The 25,083-nt window shown below is 71.2% G+C and carries 25 protein-coding genes; 12 read left to right on the plus strand and 13 right to left on the minus strand.

The window, feature by feature from the left end:
- Positions 1-107: 107 nt before the first annotated feature.
- The 5 genes from GA0070561_RS10600 to GA0070561_RS10620 all read right to left on the minus strand — a co-directional run bounded on the left by GA0070561_RS10600 (position 108) and on the right by GA0070561_RS10620 (position 3,827).
- Complete coding sequence (locus GA0070561_RS10600; protein ID WP_091399007.1) at positions 108-1,475, minus strand: cellulase family glycosylhydrolase; 1,368 nt, start codon at positions 1,473-1,475, stop codon at positions 108-110.
- Between the two features lie 90 nt (positions 1,476-1,565).
- Complete coding sequence (locus GA0070561_RS10605) at positions 1,566-2,168, minus strand: dihydrofolate reductase family protein (protein WP_091399010.1); 603 nt, start codon at positions 2,166-2,168, stop codon at positions 1,566-1,568.
- A 134-nt stretch (positions 2,169-2,302) separates the two neighbouring features.
- Entirely contained in the window at positions 2,303-2,869 is a 567-nt protein-coding gene (locus GA0070561_RS10610; RefSeq protein WP_091399014.1) for a TetR/AcrR family transcriptional regulator, read from the minus strand.
- Between the two features lie 4 nt (positions 2,870-2,873).
- Positions 2,874-3,434, minus strand: a complete 561-nt coding sequence (locus GA0070561_RS10615; RefSeq protein WP_091399017.1) for a carboxymuconolactone decarboxylase family protein — start codon at positions 3,432-3,434, stop codon at positions 2,874-2,876.
- Between the two features lie 33 nt (positions 3,435-3,467).
- The gene (locus GA0070561_RS10620; RefSeq protein WP_091399020.1) at positions 3,468-3,827 is read right to left on the minus strand and encodes a hypothetical protein; all 360 of its coding nucleotides are present in this window, start codon (positions 3,825-3,827) and stop codon (positions 3,468-3,470) included.
- A 169-nt stretch (positions 3,828-3,996) separates the two neighbouring features.
- On the opposite strand from GA0070561_RS10620, the gene GA0070561_RS10625 reads away from it, so the two are divergent.
- Complete coding sequence (locus GA0070561_RS10625; protein ID WP_091399023.1) at positions 3,997-4,974, plus strand: aldo/keto reductase; 978 nt, start codon at positions 3,997-3,999, stop codon at positions 4,972-4,974.
- Here the strand turns inward: GA0070561_RS10625 and GA0070561_RS10630 are convergent.
- The 3 genes from GA0070561_RS10630 to GA0070561_RS10640 are packed head-to-tail and all read right to left on the minus strand — an operon-like array spanning position 4,968 to position 8,057.
- Positions 4,968-5,732: a YqjF family protein gene (locus GA0070561_RS10630; RefSeq protein ID WP_091399026.1), complete on the minus strand. Its 765-nt coding sequence runs from the start codon at positions 5,730-5,732 to the stop codon at positions 4,968-4,970. The genes GA0070561_RS10625 and GA0070561_RS10630 overlap by 7 nt on opposite strands.
- A 37-nt stretch (positions 5,733-5,769) precedes the next feature.
- Complete coding sequence (locus GA0070561_RS10635; protein ID WP_091399029.1) at positions 5,770-6,927, minus strand: winged helix DNA-binding domain-containing protein; 1,158 nt, start codon at positions 6,925-6,927, stop codon at positions 5,770-5,772.
- On the minus strand, positions 6,924-8,057 hold the full coding sequence (locus GA0070561_RS10640) for an epoxide hydrolase family protein (RefSeq protein ID WP_091399033.1): 1,134 nt from the start codon (positions 8,055-8,057) through the stop codon (positions 6,924-6,926). Before GA0070561_RS10640 ends, GA0070561_RS10635 begins: the two co-directional genes overlap by 4 nt.
- A 62-nt stretch (positions 8,058-8,119) precedes the next feature.
- Here GA0070561_RS10640 and GA0070561_RS10645 point away from each other — a divergent pair, with 62 nt between their 5' ends.
- The 4 genes from GA0070561_RS10645 to GA0070561_RS10660 all read left to right on the plus strand — a co-directional run bounded on the left by GA0070561_RS10645 (position 8,120) and on the right by GA0070561_RS10660 (position 11,687).
- The gene (locus GA0070561_RS10645; RefSeq protein ID WP_091399036.1) at positions 8,120-9,088 is read left to right on the plus strand and encodes a helix-turn-helix transcriptional regulator; all 969 of its coding nucleotides are present in this window, start codon (positions 8,120-8,122) and stop codon (positions 9,086-9,088) included.
- A 94-nt stretch (positions 9,089-9,182) separates the two neighbouring features.
- Positions 9,183-10,106, plus strand: a complete 924-nt coding sequence (locus GA0070561_RS10650; protein WP_091399039.1) for an RNA polymerase sigma factor — start codon at positions 9,183-9,185, stop codon at positions 10,104-10,106.
- Between the two features lie 113 nt (positions 10,107-10,219).
- Positions 10,220-11,104, plus strand: a complete 885-nt coding sequence (locus GA0070561_RS10655; protein WP_091399042.1) for an alpha/beta fold hydrolase — start codon at positions 10,220-10,222, stop codon at positions 11,102-11,104.
- A 121-nt stretch (positions 11,105-11,225) separates the two neighbouring features.
- On the plus strand, positions 11,226-11,687 hold the full coding sequence (locus GA0070561_RS10660) for a DUF5709 domain-containing protein (protein WP_091400151.1): 462 nt from the start codon (positions 11,226-11,228) through the stop codon (positions 11,685-11,687).
- Positions 11,688-11,738: 51 nt separating this feature from the next.
- Here GA0070561_RS10660 and GA0070561_RS10665 read toward each other — a convergent pair whose 3' ends face one another.
- The 5 genes from GA0070561_RS10665 to GA0070561_RS10685 all read right to left on the minus strand — a co-directional run bounded on the left by GA0070561_RS10665 (position 11,739) and on the right by GA0070561_RS10685 (position 18,332).
- Positions 11,739-13,319 carry a DHA2 family efflux MFS transporter permease subunit gene (locus GA0070561_RS10665; RefSeq protein WP_091399045.1) on the minus strand — a complete coding sequence of 527 codons (1,581 nt, stop codon included), beginning with the start codon at positions 13,317-13,319 and terminating at the stop codon, positions 11,739-11,741.
- 632 nt (positions 13,320-13,951) lie between these two features.
- Positions 13,952-15,202, minus strand: a complete 1,251-nt coding sequence (locus tag GA0070561_RS10670; protein ID WP_091399049.1) for an HNH endonuclease signature motif containing protein — start codon at positions 15,200-15,202, stop codon at positions 13,952-13,954.
- A gap of 166 nt (positions 15,203-15,368) precedes the next feature.
- On the minus strand, positions 15,369-15,944 hold the full coding sequence (locus GA0070561_RS10675) for a DinB family protein (protein WP_091399052.1): 576 nt from the start codon (positions 15,942-15,944) through the stop codon (positions 15,369-15,371).
- Between the two features lie 143 nt (positions 15,945-16,087).
- Positions 16,088-16,891, minus strand: coding sequence for an IclR family transcriptional regulator domain-containing protein (locus tag GA0070561_RS10680; RefSeq protein ID WP_091399055.1), 804 nt, complete (start codon positions 16,889-16,891; stop codon positions 16,088-16,090).
- A gap of 4 nt (positions 16,892-16,895) precedes the next feature.
- Complete coding sequence (locus GA0070561_RS10685) at positions 16,896-18,332, minus strand: amidohydrolase family protein (protein WP_091399058.1); 1,437 nt, start codon at positions 18,330-18,332, stop codon at positions 16,896-16,898.
- A gap of 198 nt (positions 18,333-18,530) precedes the next feature.
- Between GA0070561_RS10685 and GA0070561_RS10690 the strand changes: the two genes are divergently transcribed.
- The 7 genes from GA0070561_RS10690 (at position 18,531) to GA0070561_RS10720 (ending at position 25,081) form a co-directional block, all read left to right on the plus strand.
- Positions 18,531-19,667 (plus strand): CaiB/BaiF CoA transferase family protein, encoded by a 1,137-nt coding sequence (locus GA0070561_RS10690; protein WP_091399060.1) that lies wholly within the window; start codon positions 18,531-18,533, stop codon positions 19,665-19,667.
- Complete coding sequence (locus GA0070561_RS10695; protein WP_091400153.1) at positions 19,652-20,422, plus strand: citryl-CoA lyase; 771 nt, start codon at positions 19,652-19,654, stop codon at positions 20,420-20,422. The genes GA0070561_RS10690 and GA0070561_RS10695 overlap by 16 nt, the downstream gene beginning before the upstream one ends.
- Positions 20,423-20,452: 30 nt before the next feature.
- The gene (locus GA0070561_RS10700; RefSeq protein WP_091399064.1) at positions 20,453-21,319 is read left to right on the plus strand and encodes a DODA-type extradiol aromatic ring-opening family dioxygenase; all 867 of its coding nucleotides are present in this window, start codon (positions 20,453-20,455) and stop codon (positions 21,317-21,319) included.
- The gene (locus tag GA0070561_RS10705) at positions 21,316-21,678 is read left to right on the plus strand and encodes a hypothetical protein (RefSeq protein ID WP_091399067.1); all 363 of its coding nucleotides are present in this window, start codon (positions 21,316-21,318) and stop codon (positions 21,676-21,678) included. Before GA0070561_RS10700 ends, GA0070561_RS10705 begins: the two co-directional genes overlap by 4 nt.
- On the plus strand, positions 21,675-22,640 hold the full coding sequence (locus tag GA0070561_RS10710) for a quinone oxidoreductase family protein (RefSeq protein ID WP_091399070.1): 966 nt from the start codon (positions 21,675-21,677) through the stop codon (positions 22,638-22,640). The genes GA0070561_RS10705 and GA0070561_RS10710 overlap by 4 nt, the downstream gene beginning before the upstream one ends.
- An 84-nt stretch (positions 22,641-22,724) precedes the next feature.
- Entirely contained in the window at positions 22,725-24,149 is a 1,425-nt protein-coding gene (locus GA0070561_RS10715; RefSeq protein WP_091399073.1) for an aldehyde dehydrogenase family protein, read from the plus strand.
- 98 nt (positions 24,150-24,247) lie between these two features.
- Entirely contained in the window at positions 24,248-25,081 is an 834-nt protein-coding gene (locus GA0070561_RS10720; protein ID WP_091400155.1) for a helix-turn-helix transcriptional regulator, read from the plus strand.
- Positions 25,082-25,083 lie beyond the last annotated feature (2 nt).

Below are 25,083 nucleotides of genomic sequence, written 5' to 3' on the forward strand. Positions count from 1 at the left end.
GACGGTGGTCGTGGTGGCGGTCGGCGATGTCGGGGTGTCCCGCCGGCCTGGACACCCCGACATCAGCAGTCTCGATTCGATCAATCACGGTCAAGGAGCGGCCGGGATCACCTCATGTTCGCCACCACGAACGGCGCGTGGCCGTGCAGGTAGTTGTTCCACCCGCCGGTCACCGGCGCTCCCGGGCTGAGCAGGTTGGTGGTGTCGGTGCCGACGTCGAGCTTCCAGGCCGTCCAGGAGATGCCGTTCGCCTTCATCCAGTCGATCCAGGACTGTGCCTCCGGCAGGCAGGCCCGGCCGTCGAGGCCGCCATCGGCGTTGCTGGCGCCCCACTCCGTGACGAACAGCGCCAGACCCGCGCGGATCGCGGCGTCGCCCTTGGCGCGCAGCGACGCCCCGTGCGTGCAGGAGTAGAAGTGCAGGGTGTACATCAGGTTGGTGCCGGTGACCGGGCTGGCCGCCGCGACGTCCACGTCCTGTGACCAGGTCGGGGTGCCGAGCACGACGATGTTGTCCGGGTCGGCGGCGCGGATCGCGGACACCACCGCCTGGTGGTACGGCTTGATGACGTTGGTCCAGCTGACCTGGAGCGGCTCGTTGTAGGGCTCCCAGATGACGTTGGGCAGGTGGCCGTACCGGCGGGCCAGGTCACCGAAGAACGCCACCGCCTGGGACTGGTTGTTCTGCGCCTCGTGCGCGTGCCAGTCGACGATCACGTAGACCCCGGTGGTGACCGCGTTGTTGATGATGGTCTCCACCTGCGCGCGCGCCTTGGCCGGGTCACTGAGGTACGCCCCGGCCGGTTCCACGCCCATGGCCGCGCGGATCACCTGGAGGTTCCAGTTGTCGCGCATCCAGGTCACCGCGGAGAGGTTCTCGGCGTACGGGGCGGTCTCCCAGTTGAGCCACATGCTGCTGATGCCCCGCAGCTGCACCCGCGCGCCGGACTTGTCGCACATCGTGGTGCCGCAGACCCGCAGTTGCCCGTGCCGCTCGACCGGCGTGCCGGTGGTCGGCGGCGGGGTGGTCGGCGGCGGCGTGGTCGGGGGCGGCGTGGTGGGCGGCGGCGTGGTCGGGGGCGGACCGCCGGCACAGGAAGCGCCGTTCACTGTGCAGTTGACCGGGGTGCCGGTCCCGTTGACGAGGAAGCCGAACGAGGTGGAGGCACCGGCGGCGAGGGTGCCGTTCCAGGACACGTTGGCGAAGGTGTAGTGGCTGCCCGAGGTCGTCTGTTGCGCGTTCCACGACTGGCTGACGGTCGAGGAGGACGGCAGGTCGAACTCGACCCGCCAGCTGGTGATCGGTGCGGAGGTGTCGTTGGTGACGGTCACCTGCCCCTGGTAGCCGTTGCCCCAGTTGTTCGTCACGGAGAACACGGCGGTGGCCGCGCTGGCCGGTGTGGCGGCGATCACTGCCACCCCACCGGCGAGCAGACCGGCGACGGCCAGGGTCGTGACAAGTCTCAGTGTGCGCATGCGGAACCCGCTTCGGATCGACGGTGGTGGTCTGAGGCGGGGCGGCGCCTGCGCGCACAATATCGATCAATGCCTATGGGGGCAAGGCGCTCAGGCCGCTGGGCGTACCCGGTAGGCCAGGTGCGTGACGCCGTCGCCCTCGACGACGCTGAACGGACCGTCCAGCTGAAGCGGCGCGATCTTCAGATCGGCGAAGAGCGGGATGCCGGCGCCGAGCAGGACGGGGACGAGGTCGACGTGCACCTCGTCGAGCAGGCCGGCCTCGACGACCTGGGCGGCGATGGTGCCGCCGTTGACACCGACCTCCTTGTCGCCGGCGATCGCCTTCGCCCGGGCGATGGCGCTCTCGATGCCGTCGGTGACGAAGACGAAGGAGTCGTTCTCGGGTGCCCAGCCCTCCGGCACGCTGTGCGTGACCACCACGACGGGCACGTCCAACGGATGCCGGCCACCCCACCCGCTGGTGATGTCGAAGAGCCGCCGGCCGACGACGAGTGCGCCGGTCCGCTCGGTGAGAGCCCGCAGATGCCGGGCGCTCGTGGCGGACGTCCGAAAGGTCAGCTCGGGGTCGGCCGTCGGCGTCTCGACGTCACCGTTCTCGTACCACTGGAAGAGGTACTCGAAGCCGCCGTGGGACGCGTCCGCGATGTAGCCGTCCAACGACATCGTCGCCCCGGTCGTCACCTTCGTCATCGATCCACTCCTCGGTCCGTGCCGTGTCGGCTCGTCGGCGAGGCCGGCGGTCTCCGGCCCTCAACCAATGGTCGAAGCCGGCCGACGGTCCTCGACACGTCCGCCGAACTTTCTCCCAGTGTCGGCCGTGGCCGTCAGGAGCGCAGCGCGTTGAGCACGAGGTCGGCGTACCGGCGCCACACCGCCGGGTCGCGCTCGTCGAACACGATGAGCTGCCGGACCGCCCCGCAGAGGATCACCCGAATGTCCAGCTCCCCGGCGTCCGGGCGGATCCTGCCGGACGCTCGGGCCGCCGCCACCAGTTGCCCGATCAGGCCCAGGATGCGCGCGGCGGGCACCAGCCTGCCCTCGAAGAACGCGTCGGCGAGGACCCGGTCGCGGGCGAGGCGTCCGAACAGGTCGGGCACGTAGGAACACCACTCCCGGTACGCGTCGACGCCGTCGAGCGCCGCGCGGGTGCGCTGCTCCAGCTCCTGGAACTGCTGCTGGACGACCGCGACGATCAGGTCTTCCTTGCTGGGGTAGCTGCGGTACACCGTCGCGCGGCCCACCCCGGCCCGCTCCGCCACCTGCGGCACCGTCACCTGCAGACCCTGCTCGCTGAAGAGCTCCCGGGCGGCGGCGATGACCCGCTCCTGGTTGCGACGGGCGTCCAGACGGCGATGGGGAGCATCGGGGTCGCTCGGCGTCGGTGGGGCCATGGCCTCAGTCTGCCCGCTCGGTCTCGTCGGTCAGCAGCGGCTCGTCGCCGTACACGGTGGTGAGTTCGACGTTGAGCACCGTGGCCACCCGGCCGAACGACCAGTAGTAGCCGACCACCTGGAGCACCTCGACGATCTCGCGCTCGCTGAGGATGTGCCGCACCTGGTCGAAGAGGTCGTCGGGAACGCGCGGTGACCGCACCACCTCGGCGGCGAACCGGATGAGCGTGCGGTCGTACGCGGAGAGGTGCGGGTTGTCGATGTCCCGGCTGCTGATGATCTCGCGGGTGCCCTCGTCGACGCCGGCAGCCGCGGACATCGGAGCGTGCTGGGCCGCCACGAACTCGCACCCGGTGTACTCGGCCACGGTGAGGATGACCAGTTCCCGCGAGCGGGCGGGCAGCTCCAACGAGGTGAACTGCGCCCTCGCGAGCTGGATGAAGAGGTTCACCGTGCCGACCGAGTGGGTCAGCATCTTGACCATCGGGTCGGGCGGCAGGGCGGACAGGACGTCGCGGACGTCGGCCGGAATCGCGTTCGGGTCGGGGTCGGCAAGGCGGGGCATGGCTCTCTCTCCTGAGTTGGTCGTCGAGATGGTTCAGGCGGGCAGGTCGAAACCCGTCTCGCTGAGGTGGCGGAAGCGGCCGTCCTCGGCGTACGTCCCGAAGATGGTGATCTCCCGCCGGGCGGTCGACCCGTCAACCAGGGTGATCTCGTAGACGTGTCGTTCGGCGTAGTCGAGACCGTCGCGCAGCTCGTCGAGGACCTGCACGGTGCCGCTGACGATCTGACCGCGTGCCCGGGTCACCATCTCGACGAATCCGGCCCGGTCGAGGGTCTCGCCGTCGCTGCGGTGGGTGTAGTCGGGGGCGTAGAACTCGTCGAGCGCGTCGGTCAGGTCGCGCGTCGGCTCGAAGACCACCGCGCGCAGGGCATCGCTGATCCGTACCGGACTCATGGGGCTCCTCGTGGTTTCCGTCAGGCAGATCCGGACTCGCAGGTCCGCTTAGCGCCCACCGTACCGGACTCCCGAGTCCACTTCCGGTGAGAGTCGTCACGTACCCGGGGAGCAGCTGTGCCCGCCACGGCGGGTGCGGGTCGGCCGGTCCGGTCGTAGCGTGGGGCGCATGCGAACCACCACGCTGGGCAGCACCGGACCCGAGGTCGGCGTCATCGGCCTCGGCTGCATGGGCATGAGTCACGGCTACGACATCACCGGCCCTCGCGACGACGACACGTCGATCTCCGTCATCCGACAGGCACTGGACCTGGGCGCGACGCTGATCGACACGTCGGACGTGTACGGGCCGTACACCAACGAGGAGCTGGTCGGGCGGGCGCTGGCCGGCGGGCACCGGGAGCGGACCGTACTGGCCACGAAGGTCGGCCTGGTGGCCACCTCCCCCACCGGTGGCCCCGGCAACTCACCGAAGATCGGCAACAACGGCCGCCCGGAGCACATCCGCGCGGCGATCGACGAGAGCCTGCGCCGGCTCGGCACCGACCACGTCGACCTCTACCAGCTGCACCGGGTCGACCCGGAGGTGCCCATCGAGGAGTCCTGGGGCGCGATGGCCGAGGTCGTGGCGGCGGGCAAGGCCCGGCAGCTCGGGTTGTCCGAGGTGACGGTCGCGCAGATCGCGCGGGCCCAGGCCGTGCACCCGGTGGCGTCGGTGCAGTCCGAGTTGTCACTGTGGACGCGCGACCCGTTGGCCGAGGTGTTGCCGTACTGCGCCGAGCAGGGCATCGCCTTCCTGCCGTTCTCCCCGCTCGGTCGCGGTTTCCTCGCCGGCCGGTTCACCTCGTTCGACGACCTGCCCGCCGACGACTTCCGGCGTGGCCTGCCGCGCTTCCAGCAGGACGCGCTGCGCGCCAACCTCGCCATCGTCGCCCGGGTCCGGGAGATCGCCGACCGGGCCGGCTTCAGCCCCGCGCAGGTCGCCCTCGCGTGGGTGGTCGCCCAAGGTGACCAGGTCATCCCGATCCCCGGCACCAAGACCCCGAAGTACCTGGTGGACAACTGCGCGGCCGCTGATGTGCGGCTCAGCGCCGAGGACCTGGCCGACCTGGACGCGCTGCCCGCACCCGAGGGTGGCCGCTACTGAGGCTCCGGCGGCCCGGCACCGTGTGGCCGGGCCGCCGCCGGCGGGCCGAACCTGACCCCGACACCTGGCGAGTAGAGCACGCTCACCGGTGGCCCGAGCGGTGCCGGCAGCCCGGCGGCGGCGACCAACTCGTCATCCAGGTGCAGCACCTCGGCCCGGTGCAGCGGCCAGCTCGGATGCCAGTTCGGCAGGTGCAGCGTGCGCCCGTACGCCCGGGTGTGCAGCCCCCAGCGGGCGGTGACGAAGTGTTCGAGCGGGGTCGGCTCGACGATCCGCTCCCCCACCCGCACCACCATCCGGCTCGTCGCGCCCGCCGGCCCCGGCCAGCGCCGCCGGCAGCGGTAGGTGCGACGGTCGCCGTCGCGATCCAACCGCATCGACGACCAGAGGTACGGCAGGCGCAGCGTCGCCCGCGCCACCAGCACCGGCAGCAGACGGGACGCGTCGAGCGACCGGAACACGACCGCTCGCCGGCCGGCGTCGTCGACGGAGTAGAGCCGGACGTTGGTCTCCCAGAAGGTGCCGAAGTACGGCACCCCCGGGCCACGGCCGAAGCCCAGCCCGACCATCCGGAAACCGATCAGGCCCACGTAGCTGACCCCCTGCAGCGTGTCCGGACGAGTGCCGGCAGGCAGCAACGGCGCGACCACCTCCGGAGCGACGGCCCAGTGCAGGAAGGTGAGGTCCTCCCAGCGCTGGCGCAGGAGCGCCCAGGGGAACGCCTGCCGGGGCGCGTGGTCGACCGGTTCGGGATGCACGCTCCCATCGTCGCCCAGGCGGTGGGCCGGCGTGGCCTCAGGCGTGCGGACCGACACTGACGGTGCCGATGGTCAGCGACGCCCTGCCCTCCAGGATCTCGCCGATCCGCTCGACCTCCTCCTCCAAAGCCCGCTGCTGGGCGGCCCCGAGCGTCCGCAGCGGCTCGACGGTGACCCGGATCGAGCGGCCGGAACGGCGTTGATGCCACACGCCGGTGACCACCCCGTCGACCAGCAGCACCGGATAGTTGCCAGCCTGGCCACCGGCGAGCGCCCGCTCGGCGGCGGCACCGGGGAAGAGCCGTTCGCGAGGGTGGCAGCCGACCGCGTACGCGTCGAAGTACGGCAGCAGCCGCAACCCGGACGGCCGGTCGTCGGGAAATTCGGTGTCGTCGGCGGCCACCCAGGCCCGGGTGCCCTCCACCGTCACCTCGGTCAGGTCCAGCGAGTCGAACAGCAACGTCGCCCACCCCGGCGCCACCGCCAGCCACCGGGCGAACTGTGCCGGGGTGGCCGGCCCGTACGCGTACAGGTAGCTGCGGGCGAGGGCGGCCAGGGCGGCGGGACCGGGCATCGGCGCGAAGTCGGGCAGCCACCGGGTCGGGCTGGTGTACGTGCTGACCCGACCGCGATTCGGGCCGAAGCAGACCACTCCGGCCCGGGTTGCGGCGGTCATCGCGGCGATCCACCTGGGCCACATGTCCTGGAACGCCTCCATCACCAGGTCGCCCGCCCACGGGCCGGTACGGGCGACGATCTCCTCGGTCAGCTCGGCGGTGGTCAGGTCGGCCTCGGCGACGGCGTCGGCGATGGCCGCGAGGACCTGCTCGGTCTGCCGGGGCGTCAGCAGGACCACACTCCGCTCCCACGACGGGGCCGGCAACGCGGACAGGGCGCCGACCCACATCGGCAGGTCCGCTGCGGCGAGCAGGTGCACGGTCCCGCGTGGCCCACGGGTCTTGACCAGGGTGCGGTCGGTCCACAGTGCCCGGCGTACCAGGGAGCGGGTCGTGCCCGGCACCCGCAGCCCGATGGACAGCTCGGCGGCCGACGCGACCTGGGCATGCGCGCCGCAGATCGTCGACACCACGTCGGCGACGCGGGCGGCGTCCGGTGCCGCGTCCGCCGCCGGCGTGCGGAGCCGGTGCCGCGCAAGCCGTCGGGCGGACACCTGCGCCCAGCTCAGCTCGATCATCGCAGGCCCTCGAAGAACGCGCGGATGTCCGCCGCGTGCGCGACCGGCTCGTCCATCGCCACGAAGTGGCTGCCCGGGTTGCCCTGCGGCCAGTGGACGATCGTGTTGTCTCGCTCCGCGAGGCGGCGCATCAGCGCGGAGCCGCCGCCGTACACACCGGACGGCACCCGCCGCTGGCCCGTCGGCCAGGCGAAACCGCCATCGTCGGCGACGGTGAGTCGCTCGTACATGGGCCACGACGACGTTCCCGACGTGCCGGTGAACCAGTAGAGGCTCACATTGGTGAGCAGGTGGTCCCGGTCGATGGCCTGCTCCGGTGTCGGCACCGTCATGGTGAACTCCTTGAACTTCTGCATCATCCAGGCCAGCAGCCCGACCGGCGAGTCGTTCCAGGCGTACGAGAAGGTTTGCGGCGCTGCCCGCAGCAGCGCGTGATGGTCGACGCCACCGCTCATCCACTGCTGCATCTGCTCCCACTCGGCGCGTTCCGTCGCGCTCATGTCCGGCACGTCGGCGGCGGTCGGGAAGCCGAACCCCCCGTCGATGTGCACGCCCACCACCTGCTCCGGCGCCACAGCGGCCACCCGTGGCGCGATGTACGCCCCGAGGTCGCCGCCCTGCGTGCCGTAACGGTGGTAGCCGAGGCGGGCCATCAGCTCGACCCACATCCGGGCGAGCCGGTCGATCGTGAACCCGGCCGGCGGCGCCTGCGAGAAACCGTATCCGGGCACCGACGGCACCACCACGTGAAACGCCTGCGCGGGATCCCCGCCATGAGCGCGTGGGTCCGACAGCGGGCCGATCAGCTCGGTGAACTCGACAACGGAGTTGGGCCAGCCGTGTGTCAGCAACAACGGCAGCGCGTCCGGCTCCGGCGAGCGGACGTGCAGCAGATGCACATCCAAGCCGTCGATCTCGGTGACGAGCTGGGGGAAGTCGTTCAGGCGCGCCTCGTGGGCCCTCCAGTCGTAACCATTCGCCCAGTACTCGGTCAGCTCGCGCAGGTACGTCACCGGCACCCCGCGGCTCCAGCCGGCGCCGGGCAACGAGCGGGGCCACCGGGTTCGGGAGAGCCGGTCACGCAGGTCGTCGAGGTCCGCCTGCGGGATGTCGATGCGAAATGGCGTCATGCCGGGAACGCTACGGCCCATATAGGACAGGTTCTGGCACACATCGCTGGCATTCTGGGACCATGTCCGACACCCCCGCCCGACTCCTGGGCCTGCTGTCGCTGTTGCAGACGCCCCGCGAGTGGCCCGGCAGCGAGTTGGCCACCCGGCTCGGCGTCAGCCTGCGCACCATCCGCCGCGACGTGGAGCGATTGCGCGACCTCGGCTACCCGGTGCAGGCGACGATGGGCGCGATCGGCGGATACCGCCTGGTCGCCGGCAAGGCGATGCCGCCGCTGCTGCTCGACGACGACGAGGCGGTGGCGATCGCTGTCGGTCTGCGCACCGCCGCCGGTCACGCGGTGGCCGGCATCGAGGAGGCCTCGATGCGGGCGCTGGCCAAGCTCGAACAGGTGCTGCCGTCCCGGCTGCGGCACCGCGTCAGCGCGCTGGGGGCGGCCACCGAACCGCTGCTCACCTGGGACCGACCGACGGTCGACCCGGAGCGGCTGAGCGCGCTGGCCGCCGCCGTCAACAATCGTGAGCAGCTGCGGTTCGCCTACCGCCGTCGCTACGGCATGGACGCCGAACGGCTCGTCGAGCCGTACAAGCTGGTGTCGGCGGGTCGGCGCTGGTATCTGGTGGGCTACGACACCGACCGCGACGACTGGCGGATCTTCCGGGTCGACCGGATCACCGACCTGCGCCCCACCCGGACCCGGGTCGCCGCCCGGCAACTGCCGGCGTCCGACGCCGCCTCGTTCATGACGGAGAAGCTGCTTGAGCTGACGCCCGTCTACCGGGCGGTGGTGACGCTGCACGCGCCGATCGAGCGGATGGCGGGCCCGCTCGGTGGCGCCGGCGTCGATCTGGAGCCGATCGACGCGACCTCCTGCCGGTTGCGCAGCAACGCCGACACTCTGGAGTGGCTGGCGTGGCGCCTGCTGACTCTCGGTTGCGACATGGAGGTGCACGAGCCTCCGGAGTTGATCGCGCACCTACGGCAGATCGGCACCCGGGCGACCCGCGCCGCCAGCCCGTCCGCAGCGTAGGACGGCCGACGGCCCGGGGCATCGGCACGCCGGCCCGCCGTACGCTTGATGGAGCAGAAGCGTTCAGAACAGGTGTTTCGGGGAGGAACTGGGCGTGACGCAGAGCGACGGGGAGCTGGTCGTGCTCGCGCAGGCGGGAGACGCGGCTGCGCTGGGGGCGCTGCTGGCCCGGCACGAGGCCGGGATGCGGGCCGTCGCGCTGAGCGTCCTCGGTTACGGACCGGACGCCGAGGACGCGGTGCAGGACACGATGGTCGTCGCCCTGCGTCGCATCGGCGAGGTCCGCGACCCGAACGCCGTCGGCCCCTGGTTGCGGGCCATCGTCCGCAACAACAGCCGGATGGCGTTGCGCGGGCCCAGAGCCGTCCCGGTCGCCGAACCCGAGTGGTTCGCCCGCCCCGCCGACACACCCACCCCGGAGGAGGCACTGGACCGGGCCGCGATGCGCGACTGGGTGTGGCACTCCCTGGGGCAACTGTCCGAACCTGACCGGCTGGTCACCCTGCTGCGGTACTTCAGCGACGCGTCCTCGTACGAGCAGATCGCGGCCGTGTGTGGCGTGCCGGTCGGCACCGTCCGCAGCCGCCTCAGCCACGCCCGCCGGGCGCTCGCCGGCGGCCTGCGGACGGCGGCGGACGCGGCACACACGGACGTCGCCGCCTCGAACGACTCGCGGTGGCGGGAGGGCAGCGACATGATCACCACGGCGATGGGCGGCGACTTCGAGCGGGTGGTCCGCGAGAGCTGGTGGCCGGACGCCGAGATGATCGTGCCAGGCGGCCCGCGCGGTGGCCGTGACCTGGCCATCAACGGCATGAACTGCGACCTGGCCGCCGGGGTACGTCAGCGGCTGCGCAACGTGGTGGCCAGCGGCGACGTGCTGATCTGGGAAACCGACCTGATCAGCCCACCCGACGACCCGGAGCACTGCCCACCCGCGGCGCTGTGGTTGCAGGTGCTGCGCGAGGGCCGGGTGCGCCAGCTCACCCTCTTCCACCCCGTCCCCGCGCTGGTCTGAAGAAACTTCTCCGACCGAGCGAACTTTCCGCTTGACCCGCGCATCTGGTCTGCGTCATGCACCAGTTGCCGTGTCGGCGGACGCCGCGCGGGTCTCGGATCGGGAGATAGTTCATGGGTTTCACCAGCCACGACGTCAGCGCCCTCGCACCCGGCGCCCACACGTTCACAGTGGATGGCGTTCGGCAGGTCTACCACGTCGCCGGCACCGGTCCGGTCTGCGTGGCGCACTCCGGCGGCCCGGGCATCGAGTGGGCGTACCTGCGGACGCCCCGCCTTGAGACGCACTTCACCATGGTCTACGTCGAGCCGGTGGGCACGGGCGCGTCCGGTCAGCTCGACAACCCTGACGATTACCGTCTCGACACGTATGTCCGGTTCCTGCACGCCGTCGTCGAGCACCTCGGCGAACCCCGGGTGTACCTCCTCGGGCACTCGCACGGCGGTTTCGTCGTCCAGCGGTACGCGCTCGCCCACCCGGACCGGATCGCCGGCCTCGCCCTGTACGACACCTCGCCCGTCACCGGCGCCGAGTTCTGGGGCGAGGCCATGGCCGGCCTCGCCGCCTACCCGCAGCGGCACCCGGACCGGCCGGAGGCGGCGGCGGTCCCGGCTGCCTTCGCGCAGATCGGCGGCGCGACGGACGACGAGTCGCTGGGAACCGCTCTGCGGGCCGCCCTGCCGGTGTACTTCGCGGACTTCTGGGGCCGACAGGACGAGTTCGCCTCGTTTCAGGCGGCCGTCCGGATCTGGGCGACGCCGGCCGGCGCCCAGGACCCCACGCCCTTCGACGTGCGGAAGAACCTCGGTGAGATCACCGTGCCCGTCGTGGTGATCGTCGGAGCGTACGACTTCATCTGTGGCCCTCGCTGGGCCGAGCAGCTGCACGCGGGGCTTCCGGACTCGCGGCTGGTGACGCTGGAGCGAAGCGGACACTTCGCGCACATCGAGCAACCGGTGGAGTTCACCGACGCCGTGGCGGAGCTGCTGAAGCGTTGACCCACCGTGGCACCGCCCGCCCCGAGGTCCGTTCGTCACAGCGGGCAGGCCTCGGGGTGCGGGCGCGTTGCACGGTCATAGGCTGAGCGCTTTGCTGCACCGCAACGATGAGGAGACCGCCGTGAGCCAGACCGAACGAGTGGATTCCGTCGACGAGTGGAACGTGGCCGAGGACGACGGCGTCCTGGACGCCTCCGACACCCTCGACGACGACCGGGTCGGCGACCCCCTCGACACCGGCATCGTCGCCGAGGACCACTGGACGGCGGCAAACCGGTTCGGCACCACGCCGGCCGAGGAGCGGGCGGGCGAGTCCCTGGCGCAACACCTCGCCCAGGAGGTGCCGGATGTCGACCCGTACGCCGAGGGTGGCGACGACGAGGACGAGCTGACCCGCCGGGGTTATGACGCGGAGGAGCGCGCCGGCCGTCTCGTCGCCTACGACGAGGGCGTCCGCGAGGACGACGAGGCCGAGTCGGTGGCGTGGGACGCCGGCATCGACGCGGGTGCCGCCAGCGCGGAGGAGGCGGCGATCCACGTGGTCGAGGACCCGGACGGGCCCGGCGACGGTCCGTTGCGCTGACGCCGTACCCGCCGCGCCCAGCACCTCAGGTGCCGGGCGCGGCGGGGTTGGTCAGTGGATGACGACGGGCGTCCTGACCTGCTCGCCCTGCGGGTCGTCGAGCTGCGCCGGCTGACGTCGGCGCGGCAGGAACGCCGCCGGGATGAGCGTGAGCACGACCAGCGCGAACGCCACCCAGAACGTGCTCGCGAACGACTTGGCGGCGAAGTCGAGCCCGCGCTCGATGAGCGACGGGTCGACCGGCATCTGCTGAAGCAGCTCCGGCCGCTGCTGGGCGGCGATGGCCAGCCCGGCCTCGGTGACCGGCTTGCCGCTCTCGTCCACCAGGCCGGGGATCTGCCGGGAGCCGTTCAGCTCGTTGGTGAGGATCACCGACATCACGGCGGCGCCGACCGAGCCGCCGATCTGCTGGAGGATGTTGACCAGCGTCGAGCCGCGGGCCACGTCGTTGGCCGACAACGTCCGCAGCGCCGACGTCATGATCGGCATCATCGTGCCGCCCATGCCCAGGCCCATCACGAACAGCGACCCGCCGAGCAGCCAGTACGACGTCTGCGGGTCGACCTGGGTGAAACCGAAGAACCCGACGACGATGAGCCCCAACGCGAACGGGACGGTACGCCCGATCGGCACCCGGTCGGCCAGCGTGCCGGCGATCGGCATGGTGATCATCGCGCCGATGCCCTGCGGCGCCATCAGCAGGCCGGCGGCCAGCGTCGACTCACCGCGCACCTGCAGGAAGTAGCTCGGGAACAGCAGGCCGGCGCCCATGAACGCGATGATGAACACGAACATCGTCACCGACGCGATGGTCAGGCTGCGGTTGCGGAACAGCCGCAGGTCGAGCAGCGGGTGCCGGGGCTTGAACGAGTAGAGCACGAACGCCACCACCAGCGCGCCGCCGACCAGCATCGGGGCCCAGACCTTGGCCTCGGCGAAGGTGCCCGCCTCCGGCAGGGACGAGACGCCGTAGAGGAAGAGGGCCAGGCCCGGCGAGAGCATGAGCATGCCGACGAAGTCGAACGACTCGGACGGCTCTGGCGCGTCCTTCGGCAGCGCGACCTGCGCGTAGATCAGGGCGATCAGGCCGATCGGCAGGTTGATCAGGAAGATCCAGTGCCAGCTCGCGGTGTCGATCAGCCAACCACCGAGGATCGGGCCGCCGATCGGCCCCAGCAGCATCGGGATGCCGAGGACGGCCATCAACCGGCCGATCCGGTGCGGACCGGCCGCCCGGGTCATGATGGTCATGCCCAGCGGCATGAGCATGCCGCCACCGAGGCCCTGCAGGACCCGGTAGCCGATCAGTTCGCCGATCGTGTCGGCCATGGCGCAGAGCCCCGACCCGATCGTGAACAGGGTCAGCGCCACCATGTAGAGCCGTTTGGTGCCGAACCGGTCCGCCGCCCACCCGCTGAGCGGGATCACGGTGGCGAGCGCGAGGGTGTAGGCGGTCATGGTCCAGGCGACACGGGCGTAGGACGCGTCGAACTCGCTCTGGAATTTGGGCAGCGCCACGCTGACCACCGTCACGTCGAGGATCGACATGATCGCGCCAAGGACGACGACGCCCGCCACCTTGAGCACCGCGCCGTCGAGTTTGTCCGATGTCGCGAGGGATTGCTGTGTCACTAACTCTCCTGAAGTCGATTGAGCCGGCCGATGGTGGGCGGTGGCGGCGATGCCGCGCCAACCGGGCGCGGGGCGCGACGTGCCAGGACGACGACGCGCGGAGGAAGACTAACCGCCAGCTGTGACGATTCGCCGCCGGATTTCGTGACGGCCCGGCCGCGTATCCGATCGGCCGTGCGACTGTGGCCGGACGTCGGGGTGGCAATCAGCCGGCAGAGCCGCGAGCCAGGGACGGGTCGCGGTCCGGATCAGCGCAGTGCGGACCGGGTATCGGCTGTGCGACGGCCAAGCGATCACCGTCGTGGCGGTTGGCGCGTCCACCAACGGCGCAGCGGCGAAGTTGCATCGAGAATCGCGCTGGTCCCCGGCGCGAAGCGAATCGGGTACGAAATCGCGGCCGACCTGCGTGCCGGGTCCTCGTCGCGCGCCTCTCTCACCGCCTCGGTAGTTGAGACGGAGTGGGGCGTGCCGGTCCTGGTCGCGCGCCTCCCTCACCGCCCCCGAAGCTCAGCGGGAGTGGGGCCCTGGTCGCGCGCCTCTCTTCGCGTCGGTGGTCGCCTGGAAGTGGGGCGTCCTGGGCTGGCCACCCGGTCGGCCTGCTGACCGGGGTGATCGGTGTGCGCTGGTGGTGCTCACGTTCGTCGGTGGTAGTGGTTGCGGCGGGGGACCTGTTCGGGGTCGAGCCAGGCCGGTGGCACGAACTCGGGGTGGCCGTCGCCTGCCAGTCGCACCGCCCAGTCGCTGTGGTGCAGGTGACGGTGGTGGTGGCCGCAGAGCAGGACGGCGTTGGCGAGGCTGGTGTCGCCGCCGTCGGCCCAGTGCTTGATGTGGTGGGCGTCGCACCAGCGCGGTGGTCGGTCGCAGCCCGGGAAGGCGCAGCCCCCGTCCCGCAGCACCAGAGCTCGCCGGAGGGGGCCGGTGATGAGACGACGTTGTCGGCCGAGATCGAGTGGTTGGCTGGCTCCGCCGAGGACGGCGGGGAGGATGGCGGCGTCGCAGGCGAGGCGGCGCACGGCCTCGGGGGTGAGGCGCAGGCCGGTGTCGAGGGCACCTCTGCCCAGCTGCCGGGTCAACCCGTCGTAGCTGGTGGTGACGACGATCTGGGCGGGATCACCCCCTTGCTCGGGCAACTCGCCGGTGCGCAGGGCGAGGCGGCACACGTCGCTGAGAGCGTCGTGCCGGCGTTGCCCGGGAGAGCGCTGGTCGTCAGGGCCCGAGGGTGCGCTGAGTGGGTCGATGGCGGCACGGAGCAGGCCGGCGGTCTCGGTGTCGAGGATGCCGGTGAGTCGCAGGCGGCCGTCGGTGAGGGTGGAGAGGGTGAGATGGCGGTCGCGGGTGGCACGGCGGGCTTCGGCGTCCAGGGCTGCTTGGGCGGCGGCGTCGGCGATGTCGGGTGCGACGTGGTCGAGGATGCGGGTGCTGAGTTTGCGTAAGAGGGTGGGATCGAATTGCCCGGCCCACTCGACGAGCACTCCGAGGGCCTTGTCGGCGGCCTCGGGACCGGCGGCGGTCTGCACGCTGTCGACCGTGTCGGCGATGACCCGGGCCTGGTCGACGGCGATGTGGCCATCGGCCAGTGCGTGGCGTACCCCAGGGTTGCCGGTGTCCAGGGCCTCGGCGAGGTCGACGAGGCGGCGGGCGGCCGGGATGGTGAGGCGTAACCGTTCGCGGAGCCAGACCGCGGTGGAGGAGGCGCCGTGCGCGGTGGCGGTGCCCCGGCCGTCGAGCTCACGGATCAGAGCCAGTTTCACCGCCGCGAGACGCTGCTCGATGCGGTGCGCGGTGTCGAGCGCGGCGACCAGCTCGCCCTCGGGCTGTGCCCAGGTGGCCGTTTCGGCGCAGGCCGCGATGGCACCCTCTGCCTGCGTCAACTCCTCGACCACGACCCGAATCTAGTACAGGCGTACGACACTTTCAGTCATCATGATCGATCTGCGACGGGCTCCGCCGGTGAACGGAGACAACGCGCCGACGGTCCCGCCGCCGCATGCCGCGCCGATCGGTGGAGGATGCCGCCGCCAACATCTGGCTTCCATGATCGACAGAGAACTAATTGCTGCGCTTGCTGGCGTCGAGGGCAGCCTGCTCCACTCGCTGGTGGTGGTCCAGCCACCATGACTCGTCCACGGGGGGCAGGTTGTCGTTCCTGGGCAGCAGCCCGGCCGTGCCGTCGATGAGTTCGCGCACGATGTCGGCGTGGCCGGCGTGCCGTTGGGTTTCCGCGATGACGTGGACCAGGACGTGGTGCAGAGTGACCGTTGCATCGCCCCACCACGGCACGCGGCCTACCTCATCCAGCGAAAGGGCTTCAATGGTGGTGTCGGCGTGGGCGATCGCGCGACGGTGCAGTGCGACGATCTCCTCGCGGGTCTCATCCGGGCTCGCCCACATGTCGGCATTGGTCTCCGCCCCGTCGCCGACATACGGCAGCTCCTGCTCGAACGGTCGGCCGAACACGACGCCGAAGTAGAGGATCTCCATGGCCGCCGAGTGCTTCACCAGACCGAGCAAGTTGGTCGCGGTCGGGGTCAACGGACGCCGAATGTCGTATTCGCTGAGCCCGTCGAGCTTCCACAGCAGCGACTCGCGGCCGCCCTTCAGGTAACTGTGCAGGTCCGCCTTCATCGCGGCACTATGGCATCCGGTCGGGTGTCGGCGCTGCCCCGGACGATCCGCGAAGCTCATGATCGGCAGGACATGCCCTGGGTCGCGCCGCCCGGCCTGCCGATCACCTGGGCCCGGCCAACCCGAAGTGAGGTCTTGCTCGTCTAGGCGGTGACCACCGGCACGGCGGCGGTGAGCGCCCAGTCGTGCCCGATGTCGGCGGCCGCGCGCAGCAACCTTGGAAGGTGCTCTTCGCGCAGGGTCTCCAGCGAGGTCTCGGCGGCGTGCACTGTCACGTTGATGGCGGCGACGACCCGCCCGTCGCCGTCGCGTACGCCGGTGGCGACGGACCGGATTCCGGGTGCCAGGTCCTGGTCGGCGAGCGCCCAGCCCTTGGCCCGGACCTCGCGCAGCACGGCGTCGAGGTCGCCCGGTGCGGGTTGCCAGCGCGGTGTGATGCCGGAGCGGCTGGGCTCGGCGAGGACGGTCGCCAGCGTCTCCGGTGGGAGGGCCGCGAGCAGCACCTTGCCCATCGACGTCGCGGGTGCCGGAAAGCGGGTGCCGATGGTGACACCCAGCGTGACGATCTTGGGTACGGCCACCCGGGCGACGTAGACGATGTCGCTGCCGTCGAGCTGGGCCATCGAGGTCGACTCGTTGGTCTGCGCGACGAGCTTCTCCATGTGCGGCCGGGCCACGTCCCACATGTTCAGCGCGTTGACGTACGCCATTCCCAGCTCCAGGACGCGCGGGGTGAGGGTGTGGCCGCGGCCGACCGCGCGGACGTAGCCCAGCGATTCGAGCGTGATGAGGATGCGCCGGACGGTGGGGCGGGCCAGGCCGGTGGCGGTGGCGAGCTCGCTGAGCGTCATCGAGGGGCAGGCGGGACGGAAGGAGCGCAGGACGTCGAGGCCACGGGCGAGAGCCTCGATGAAGTCGGGCCCGGCGCCCCTTCCGTTGTCACTCATGTCCTTAATGCTTCCATTGCGCCGACCCGGCGTCCCACTCGGTGTACTGGTACGGGTTCTCCAGGATCGCGGTCTCGGGGACGTCCGGGTTCATTCCCCGCTGCCACGCCTCCTCCCCCATCGTCTCGCGCAGGTGGTCGATGGTCGCGGCCACCCTGGTCCGTGCGGCGGCGAGGTCGACGCCGACGAGGCGGCCGTCGCGCTTCACGACCCGGCCACCCACCAGCACGGTGTGCACGTCGGCACGCTGGGCCTGGAAGACCACGTGACCGTGCGGATTCAGGATCGGGAACATCACCGGCGAGGCGTCGTTCTTGATCAGGACGACGTCGGCCTGACGGCCGGGGGTGAGCGCGCCGATCGTGGCGTCCATGCCGAGCGCACGGGCGCCGCCTCGGGTGGCCCACTCGACGACCTGTTCGGCGCGCAGGTGGCAGTGGGTGATGGTTTCCTGCTTGGCGTGCGCCTCCAGGTGCTCCCGGGAGCGGTCCGCGCCGAGCGTGCTGCGCATCGCGGAGAAGAGGTCGCCGCTCCACCACACGCTGGTGTCCATCGACAGTGACACCGGGATGTCGTGGTGGCGCAACTGCCAGGTGGGTGGGTAACCCTGGCCGGCGCTCTGCTCACTCTCGGTCGAGACGGAGACCGAGCCGCCGGTCGCGGCGATCCGGTTGTACGAGTCATGGGTGAGCGTCGCCGCGTGCACGTACACGGTCGACGGGGTCATGAACCCGTTCTCGTGCATCAGCCGGATGCCGTCGTCGTTGGTGGCGCCCCACACGCCCGCGTGGGTGGTCACCGCGACGCCCAACTCCCGGGCCACCTCGAACGCGGCCCGTTCCGGGAAGGCGGGGTCGCCGGTGACGTCGAACGCCAACTGGAAGCCGGCCAGCTTGCCACCGTCGACGCGACGGCGGTGGAAGTCGCGGAACTCCGGCGAGGTGGCCCACTCCCACGGCCCCTGCTGGATGTTGCCGTAGGCGAGCACGAACCGTCCGTCGACCGCCTCCAAGGCGTCCACGGCGGCGTCGGCGTGCTCGGGTGTCTGCAACCCGTGCGACCAGTCGACAGTGGTGGTGACGCCGGCGTCGATCGCCTCGATCGCGCCGAGCAGGTTGCCGGCGTAGACGTCCTCGGGCCGGAACAGCTTGCCCGACTCGAGGTAGTACCAGACGAAGTACTGGGTCAGGGTCCAGTCGGCGCCGTACCCGCGCATCGCGGTCTGCCACAGGTGCCGGTGGGTGTCGACCATGCCGGGCATGAGGATGCCGCCGGTGGCGTCGATCTCCAGGGCGTCGTCGGGTGCGGTGAGACCGACGCCGACCTGCGCGATCCGGCCGCCGATGACCAGCACGTCGGCGCCGGGCAGCACCGTGTGCGCGTCGTCCATGGTGAGAACCAGGCCGTTACGGAAGACCACCGGCCGGTCGGTTGCGCTCATTCGCCACCCATTCCTTTCGGAGTACGAGGGGAATCCGGACTCTTGTCCGCTGTGCGGCCAGCCCGAGTGGCGCAAGTGTGGTCCCGGTCACGATTCGTGTCAAGAGCGTGGTCCCGCGCGCGAATCGCACCGTTGACACGCACCGTGCGGTATCGCAAGCTGTCCCGGCGGACAGGTGTCCGCAGAACGGGCGGAAACATGGTGCAGCATTCGACAGGCCCACTGGCCGGCCTGCTCGTCGCGGACTTCTCCCGGATCCTCGCCGGGCCGTACGCGACGATGCTCCTGGCCGACCTGGGCGCCCAGGTGATCAAAGTGGAGAGCCCCGGTGGCGACGACACCCGCACCTGGATGCCGCCCACCCGCGACGGAGTCTCGACGTACTACCTCGGCATCAACCGCAACAAGCGGTCGGTCGCCCTGGATCTCAGGAAACCCGACGACCTGGCCACCGCGCAGGAGTTGGCCCGCCGCGCCGACGTGCTGATCGAGAACTTCCGGCCCGGTGGCCTCGCCCGGTTCGGCCTCGACTACGACACGGTCACCGCGACCAACGACAAGATCGTGTACGCGAGCATCAGCGGCTTCGGCACCGGCGCCGGTAAGGACTTCCCCGGCTACGACCTCATGGTGCAGGCCATCTCGGGCCTGATGAGCCTCACCGGCGACCCGGACGGTTCGCCGTACCGGGCCGGCATCTCCGTCTTCGACGTGATGGCCGGGCTGCACGCCAGCATCGGCATCCTCGCCGCGCTGCACCACCGTGGCGAGACCGGACGAGGCCAGCACGTCGAGGTCAACCTGCTCAGCTCGGCGCTGTCCGGGTTGGTCAACCACTCCAGCGGCTACGTCGCCGGCGGCAGCGTCCCGTTCCGGATGGGCAACGCGCACCCCAGCCTCTTCCCGTACGAGCCACTGCCCACCGCCGACGGCGAGCTGATCGTCATCGCCGGCAACGACGGGCAGTTCCGCAAGCTCTGCCAGGTGCTCGACCTGCCCGGCCTGCCCGACGACCCGCGCTTCGGGCGCAACCAGGACCGCACTGCCAACCGCGAACAACTGCGGCCCCTGCTGGTCGAACGCCTCGCCAAGCGGACCAAGGACGAGTGGTTCCGCGACCTGCTCGCCGCCGGCGTCCCGTGCGCGCCGATCAACACCATCGACGGTGGTGTGGCGCTCGCCGAGGAGTTGGGGCTCGACCCGGTCGTCACCGTCGGAGACGTGCCCGGTGTCCGCAACCCCATCACCTTCTCCGACACCCCGGCCCGGTACGAGCTGCCGCCGCCGGGGCTCGACGAACACGGCGAGGAGATCCGCGCGTGGCTGAAGAACTGAGCTTCCCGACCGGGATCGGCACCTCCGACCCGGCCACCATCTCGCTGCTCGGGCAGGACCTGGCCGCCGACCTGATGGGCACTGTGGGCTTCGGCGAGCTGGCGTACTGGCTGGTCGCCGGCCGCCGTCCCACCCCGGGTGAGGTACGGGTCTTCGAGGCGGTGCTGGTGGCCCTCGCCGACCACGGCTTCACCCCGACGGCGATCGCCGCCCGGCTGACGTACCTGTCCGCGCCCGAGTCGTTGCAGGGCGCGCTCGCCGCCGGCCTGCTCGGCGGCGGCTCCCGCTTCCTCGGTGTCACCGAGGACTGTGGACGCTTCCTCGCCGACACGCTCAACCAGGCCGGCGAGGTGACCGACTACGACGCGGTGGCGCTCGACGCGGTCACCCGGGCCAAGCAGGAGCGTCGACTGGTCCCCGGGCTCGGGCACCCCGTGCACAAGGAGCAGGACCCACGCACCCCCGTGCTGATCAGGATCGCCACCGAGGAGGGTCTGCACGGCCCGCACCTGCGGCTGTTCGAGGCGATCGGACGCGTACACCCACAGGTGCTCGGCCGCACCCTGCCGCTCAACGGCGCCGGAGTCTGCGGGGCGGCACTCGCCGACCTCGGGCTCCCGGTCGAGATGTTGCGCGGTTTCGCCCTGCTGGCCCGCGCGGCGGGGCTGCTCGGGCACCTCGCCGAGGAGCGACGACGACCGCTCGGCATGGACATCTACCGCACCGTCGACCGCAACGCCGTCTACGAACCCTGATCTCCTCTTCCACCCCCGAAAGGAGCGGGAATGGCCTCCATCGTCGCTGTCATCGCCTCCACCCACCACCCCTTCTACTACCGGGCCAGCACCGCCACCGGCGAGGACCGGCCACCGTTCGCCGACGAGTGGACCCGCAAGATCCTGGCGTTCCGGGAGACGTTGACCCGAGCCCGACCCGACGTGCTGGTGATGGTCGGCTCCGACCACTTCCACCAGCTCTGGCTGGACAACATGCCGCAGTTCCTGGTCGGCAAGGCGCCCTACTACGACGCCAACTGGTACAACGAGGAGCGCGAGTTCGGGCTGCCCCGGATGCTGCTCACGGGCCAGGAGGACCTGTCCGGGCACATCCTGCGGGCCGGGCTCGACGCCGGCTTCGACCTCGCGTTCAGCAACGAGCTGCGCATCGACCACAGCATCACCTGCCCGATCATCACGCTGCGCCCCGAGGCCGACCTGCCGATCGTGCCGATCTACACCAACATCTTCGCGCCGCCGCTGCCGCAGCCGAAGCGCTTCGTCCAGCTCGGCCAGAGCATCCGCGACATCGTCGAGTCGTGGCCGTCGCACCTGCGGGTGGCCGTCATCGGCACCGGCCACCTCTCGCTCGAGCTGGGCGGCCCCCGGCAGTTCGGCCCGCACGGCCCGGACCCGGAGTTCGACCAGCGGGCCGTCGAGTGGATCGCCAACGGCGACCTGGACGAGTGCCTGCGCGAGGTCACCCTGGACAGCCTGCACTCACCGGGCAACGCCACCCACGGCTTCATGGACTTCATGCTGATGATGGGCGTGGCCGGTGCCGGCGTGAAGGCCGACTACGTGGACACCCTCGATTTGTTCCACACCATGGAGGCGTACTTCACCTGGTATCCGAACGGAGCGCCGACGGCATGAGCAAGTACCTGCTGAACAAGTTCCTCTTCATGGTCGACCGGGACCCGGAGCTGGTCGAGCGCTACCGCAGCGAGCCGCGCGAGCTGGTCTCCTGGTGGGAGGCCGAGTGCGCCAACACGGTGCTGAACTGCCACACCGGCGAGGCGAGCACCTGGCTGCGCTTCGCCGACGTGGAGCGCGAGGCGTTGGCCACCCATGACCACGTGAAGCTCTTCGAGCTGGGTGCGCACCCGTTCCTCACCCTGACCCTCTTCATCGCCCTCTTCGAGCGGGACAACACCGAGCCGCTGGAATACCAGAAGTCCTACGGCGCGCGGCTGGCCCACTTCTCGATGCCGTACCCGGACATCGCGACGTGATCCGCGCGGCAGTGCTCACCACCTGCGGCACCGCGCCGACGATCGTCGAGCGGCCGGCGCCCGTACCGGCCGACGGTGCGGTAGCGGTCACCGTCGAGGCCGTGCCGATCACTCCGCTGGACGTGCTCTGCGCCAGCGGCACCAGCTACTTCGGCCCGCCGAGCACCCCGTACGTGCCGGGTGTGCAGGGCGTCGGTCGGCTCGCCGACGGCACCCCGGTCTGGTTCGGCACGTCGGCCGGGATGCGCTCCGGCGTCGACGGCAGCATGGCGACCACTGTCGCCGTGCCGACCGTCGACGTGGTGGCGCTGCCGGCCGGCGTACCGCTGACCCTGCTCGCGGCCCTCGGTCTCTCCGCGGTCGCCGCGCACGCGGCGCTGACCCACGCCGGCGGCCTGGCGGCCGGCGACCAGGTCATCGTGCTCGGCGCCGGTGGTGTGGTCGGTCAGGCCGCCGTCCAGCTCGCCGTGCTCGGCGGCGCCCGCCGCGTCATCGCCGTGGCCCGGTCGGCCGCCGCACGGGCCCGCGCCGAGGAGCTCGGTGCCGCCGTCGCGGTCCCGCTGCTCCCCGACGACGATGTCGCGTCGATGGCCGACCGGCTGCGCCACGCCGCCGACGGGCCGGTCGATCTCGTCCTCGACCCGGTCTTCGGTGTCCCGGCGGCGGCGGCGCTGCGGGTGCTGCGCCCGGGTGGGCGCCTGGTCAACCTGGGTAGCGCGGCCGGCGCGACAGCGCCCATCGAGTCGGCCGTGCTGCGCAGCGGCGCACTGCGGATGATCGGCTACACCAACAACGGGTTGTCGACCGCCGAGCGGGCAGCGGCGCTGACCGTGGTGGCCGGGCACGCGGCGGCCGGCCGGCTCACCGTCGACCACGAGATCGTGCCGTTCGACGCCATCGCGGACGCCTGGGCCCGGCAGGACGCGGGCACCACCGCCGGCCGGATCGTCCTCGCTCTCTGAGGGAGCCGGGCCCCAGCCAGGGATCGCGGAACCCTGGATAGACCGCACCTGGTTGGGGTTCGGCAGCGGTGCGACGGTCGGTCCATGACACCTTCCACCTACACCGTCGCCGGCCACTGGATCGGTGGCGAGACCGTCACCGGCTCCGCCGACACCCTTCCCGTCGTCAACCCGGCCACCGGCGAGTTCGTCGCCGAGACCCCGGTCGGCACCGCCGCCGACGTCGACCGCGCCGTCGCCGCCGCCCGAGCCGCCTTCCCGGGCTGGTCGGTGACCACCCCGCAGCACCGGGCGGACGTGCTGCGCCGCCTTGGCGCCGGCCTGGCCGCCCGCACGGAGGAGATCGCCCAGGCGATCACCGCCGAGATGGGCTCTCCGATCGGTATGTCCCGGACCGCCCAGGTCGCCTTCCCGGCCGCGGTTGTCGAGTCCATCGCCGGCCTGGCCGACGACTTCGCCTGGACCGAGGAGGTCGGCAACTCGCTGATCGTCCGCGAGCCGATCGGCGTGGTCGGCGCGATCACGCCGTGGAACTTCCCGCTTCAGCAGATCGTCTCCAAGCTGGCGCCGGCCCTGCTCGCCGGTAACACGATGGTCTTCAAGCCGTCCGAGAACGCCCCGCTGACCGCGCGCATCCTCGCGGAGGTCGCCGCCGATGCCGGCGTACCGGCCGGTGTCTTCAACGTCGTCTACGGCACCGGCGCGACCGTCGGCGAGGCGATCTCCGCCCACCCGGACATCGACATGATCTCCTTCACCGGCTCCACCCGGGCGGGGCAGCGGATCTCCGCGGTGGCCGCGGCGACCGTCAAGCGGGTCGCGCTGGAGCTGGGCGGCAAGGGCGCGAACATCATCCTCGACGACGCCGACCTGCCCGCCGCGGTCGAGCGGGGTCTCATGATGGCGTTCAGCAACGGTGGTCAGGTCTGCGGCGCGTGGCCGCGGATGCTGGTGCCCGCCTCCCGTCAGGACGAGGTCGTGGCGTTGGCCGTCGAGGCCGCGAAGCAGTACACCGTCGGCGACCCGGGCGACGAGTCCACCCGGATCGGCCCGATGGCGTCCGAGGCCCACCGGCAGAAGGTCGTCGGCTACATCGAGCGGGGCATCACGGACGGCGCCCGGCTCGTGTTCGGCGGTCCGCAGCGGCCCGAGGGGCTGACCGTCGGGGCCTACGTCCAGCCGACGATCTTCGCCGACGTCGACCCCTCCTCCGCGATCGCCCAGGAGGAGATCTTCGGGCCGGTGCTGACGATCATTCCGTACGCCGACGAGGAGGAGGCCGTGGCCATCGCCAACGGCACGCTGTACGGCCTGACCAGCGGCGTCTTCGGTGAGCCGGAGCACGCCCTGGCGATCGCCCGGCGGCTGCGCGTGGGCCAGGTCGACGTGAACGCCGGCCACTGGAACCCGCTCGCCCCTTTCGGCGGCTACAAGCACTCCGGCAACGGCCGCGAGTTCGGCCGCTTCGGGCTGGAGGAGTTCCTGGAGACCAAGTCCATCCAGCGCTGACCGCACGGGACGGCCCGGGAGGCGGAACACCCTGCCGGGTCTCCCCTGTTGCACTCGATGCGCCGGTCGACAGCCGGCACGCAGTGATCGGAGACACCGTGGACCGCGCCCAACTCGCCAGCTTCCTGCGCACCCGCCGCGAGGCGCTCCAGCCCGAGGACGTCGGGTTGCCCCGGGGCCCGCGCCGGCGCACCGGAGGGCTGCGCCGCGAGGAAGTCGCCACGTTGAGCGGAATGTCCACCGACTACTACAGCCGGTTGGAGCAGCAGCGCGGGCCGCACCCCTCGGAGCAGATGCTCGCCGCCCTGGCCCGGGGCCTGCGGCTCACTCTCGCCGAACGGGACCACCTGTTCCAGCTCGCCGGTTACGCCGTTCCGCGCCGCGCGGTGCGGGCCGACCACGTGAACCCGGGAATGATGCGCATCCTCGACCGGATGCACGACACCCCGGCCCAGGTGGTGAACCACCTCGGCGAGACCCTGGCGCAGACCGCGCCGGCCGTCGCCCTGCTCGGTGACGAGACCCGGTACACCGGGTTGGCGCGCAGCGCGCATTACCGCTGGTTCACCGATCCGATGGCACGGCGGCTGCACCCGGCGCAGGATCACCAGACGCAGAGTCGCCTGCTCGTGGCGCACCTGCACGCGGCGTACACCCGCGACGGGCGCGGCTCGCGGGCCGCCGCGCTCGTCGACGACCTGCTGGCCAGGAGCCCGGAGTTCGCGCAGCTGTGGCGGGAGCACCCGGTCCCCGCCGGCTACTGCCCGCCCAAGCACTTCGTGCACCCGGAGGTCGGGGCGTTGGAGCTGCACTGCCAGACGCTGGTGGACCCCGACCAGTCACAGACGCTGTTGGTCTTCACGGCCGTGCCCGGGTCGCCGAGCGACGAGAAGCTGCGCCTGCTCGCCGTCATCGGCGGCCAGCTCGTCTGACC

This window comes from Micromonospora saelicesensis, assembly GCF_900091575.1.
GTDB lineage: Bacteria > Actinomycetota > Actinomycetes > Mycobacteriales > Micromonosporaceae > Micromonospora > Micromonospora saelicesensis.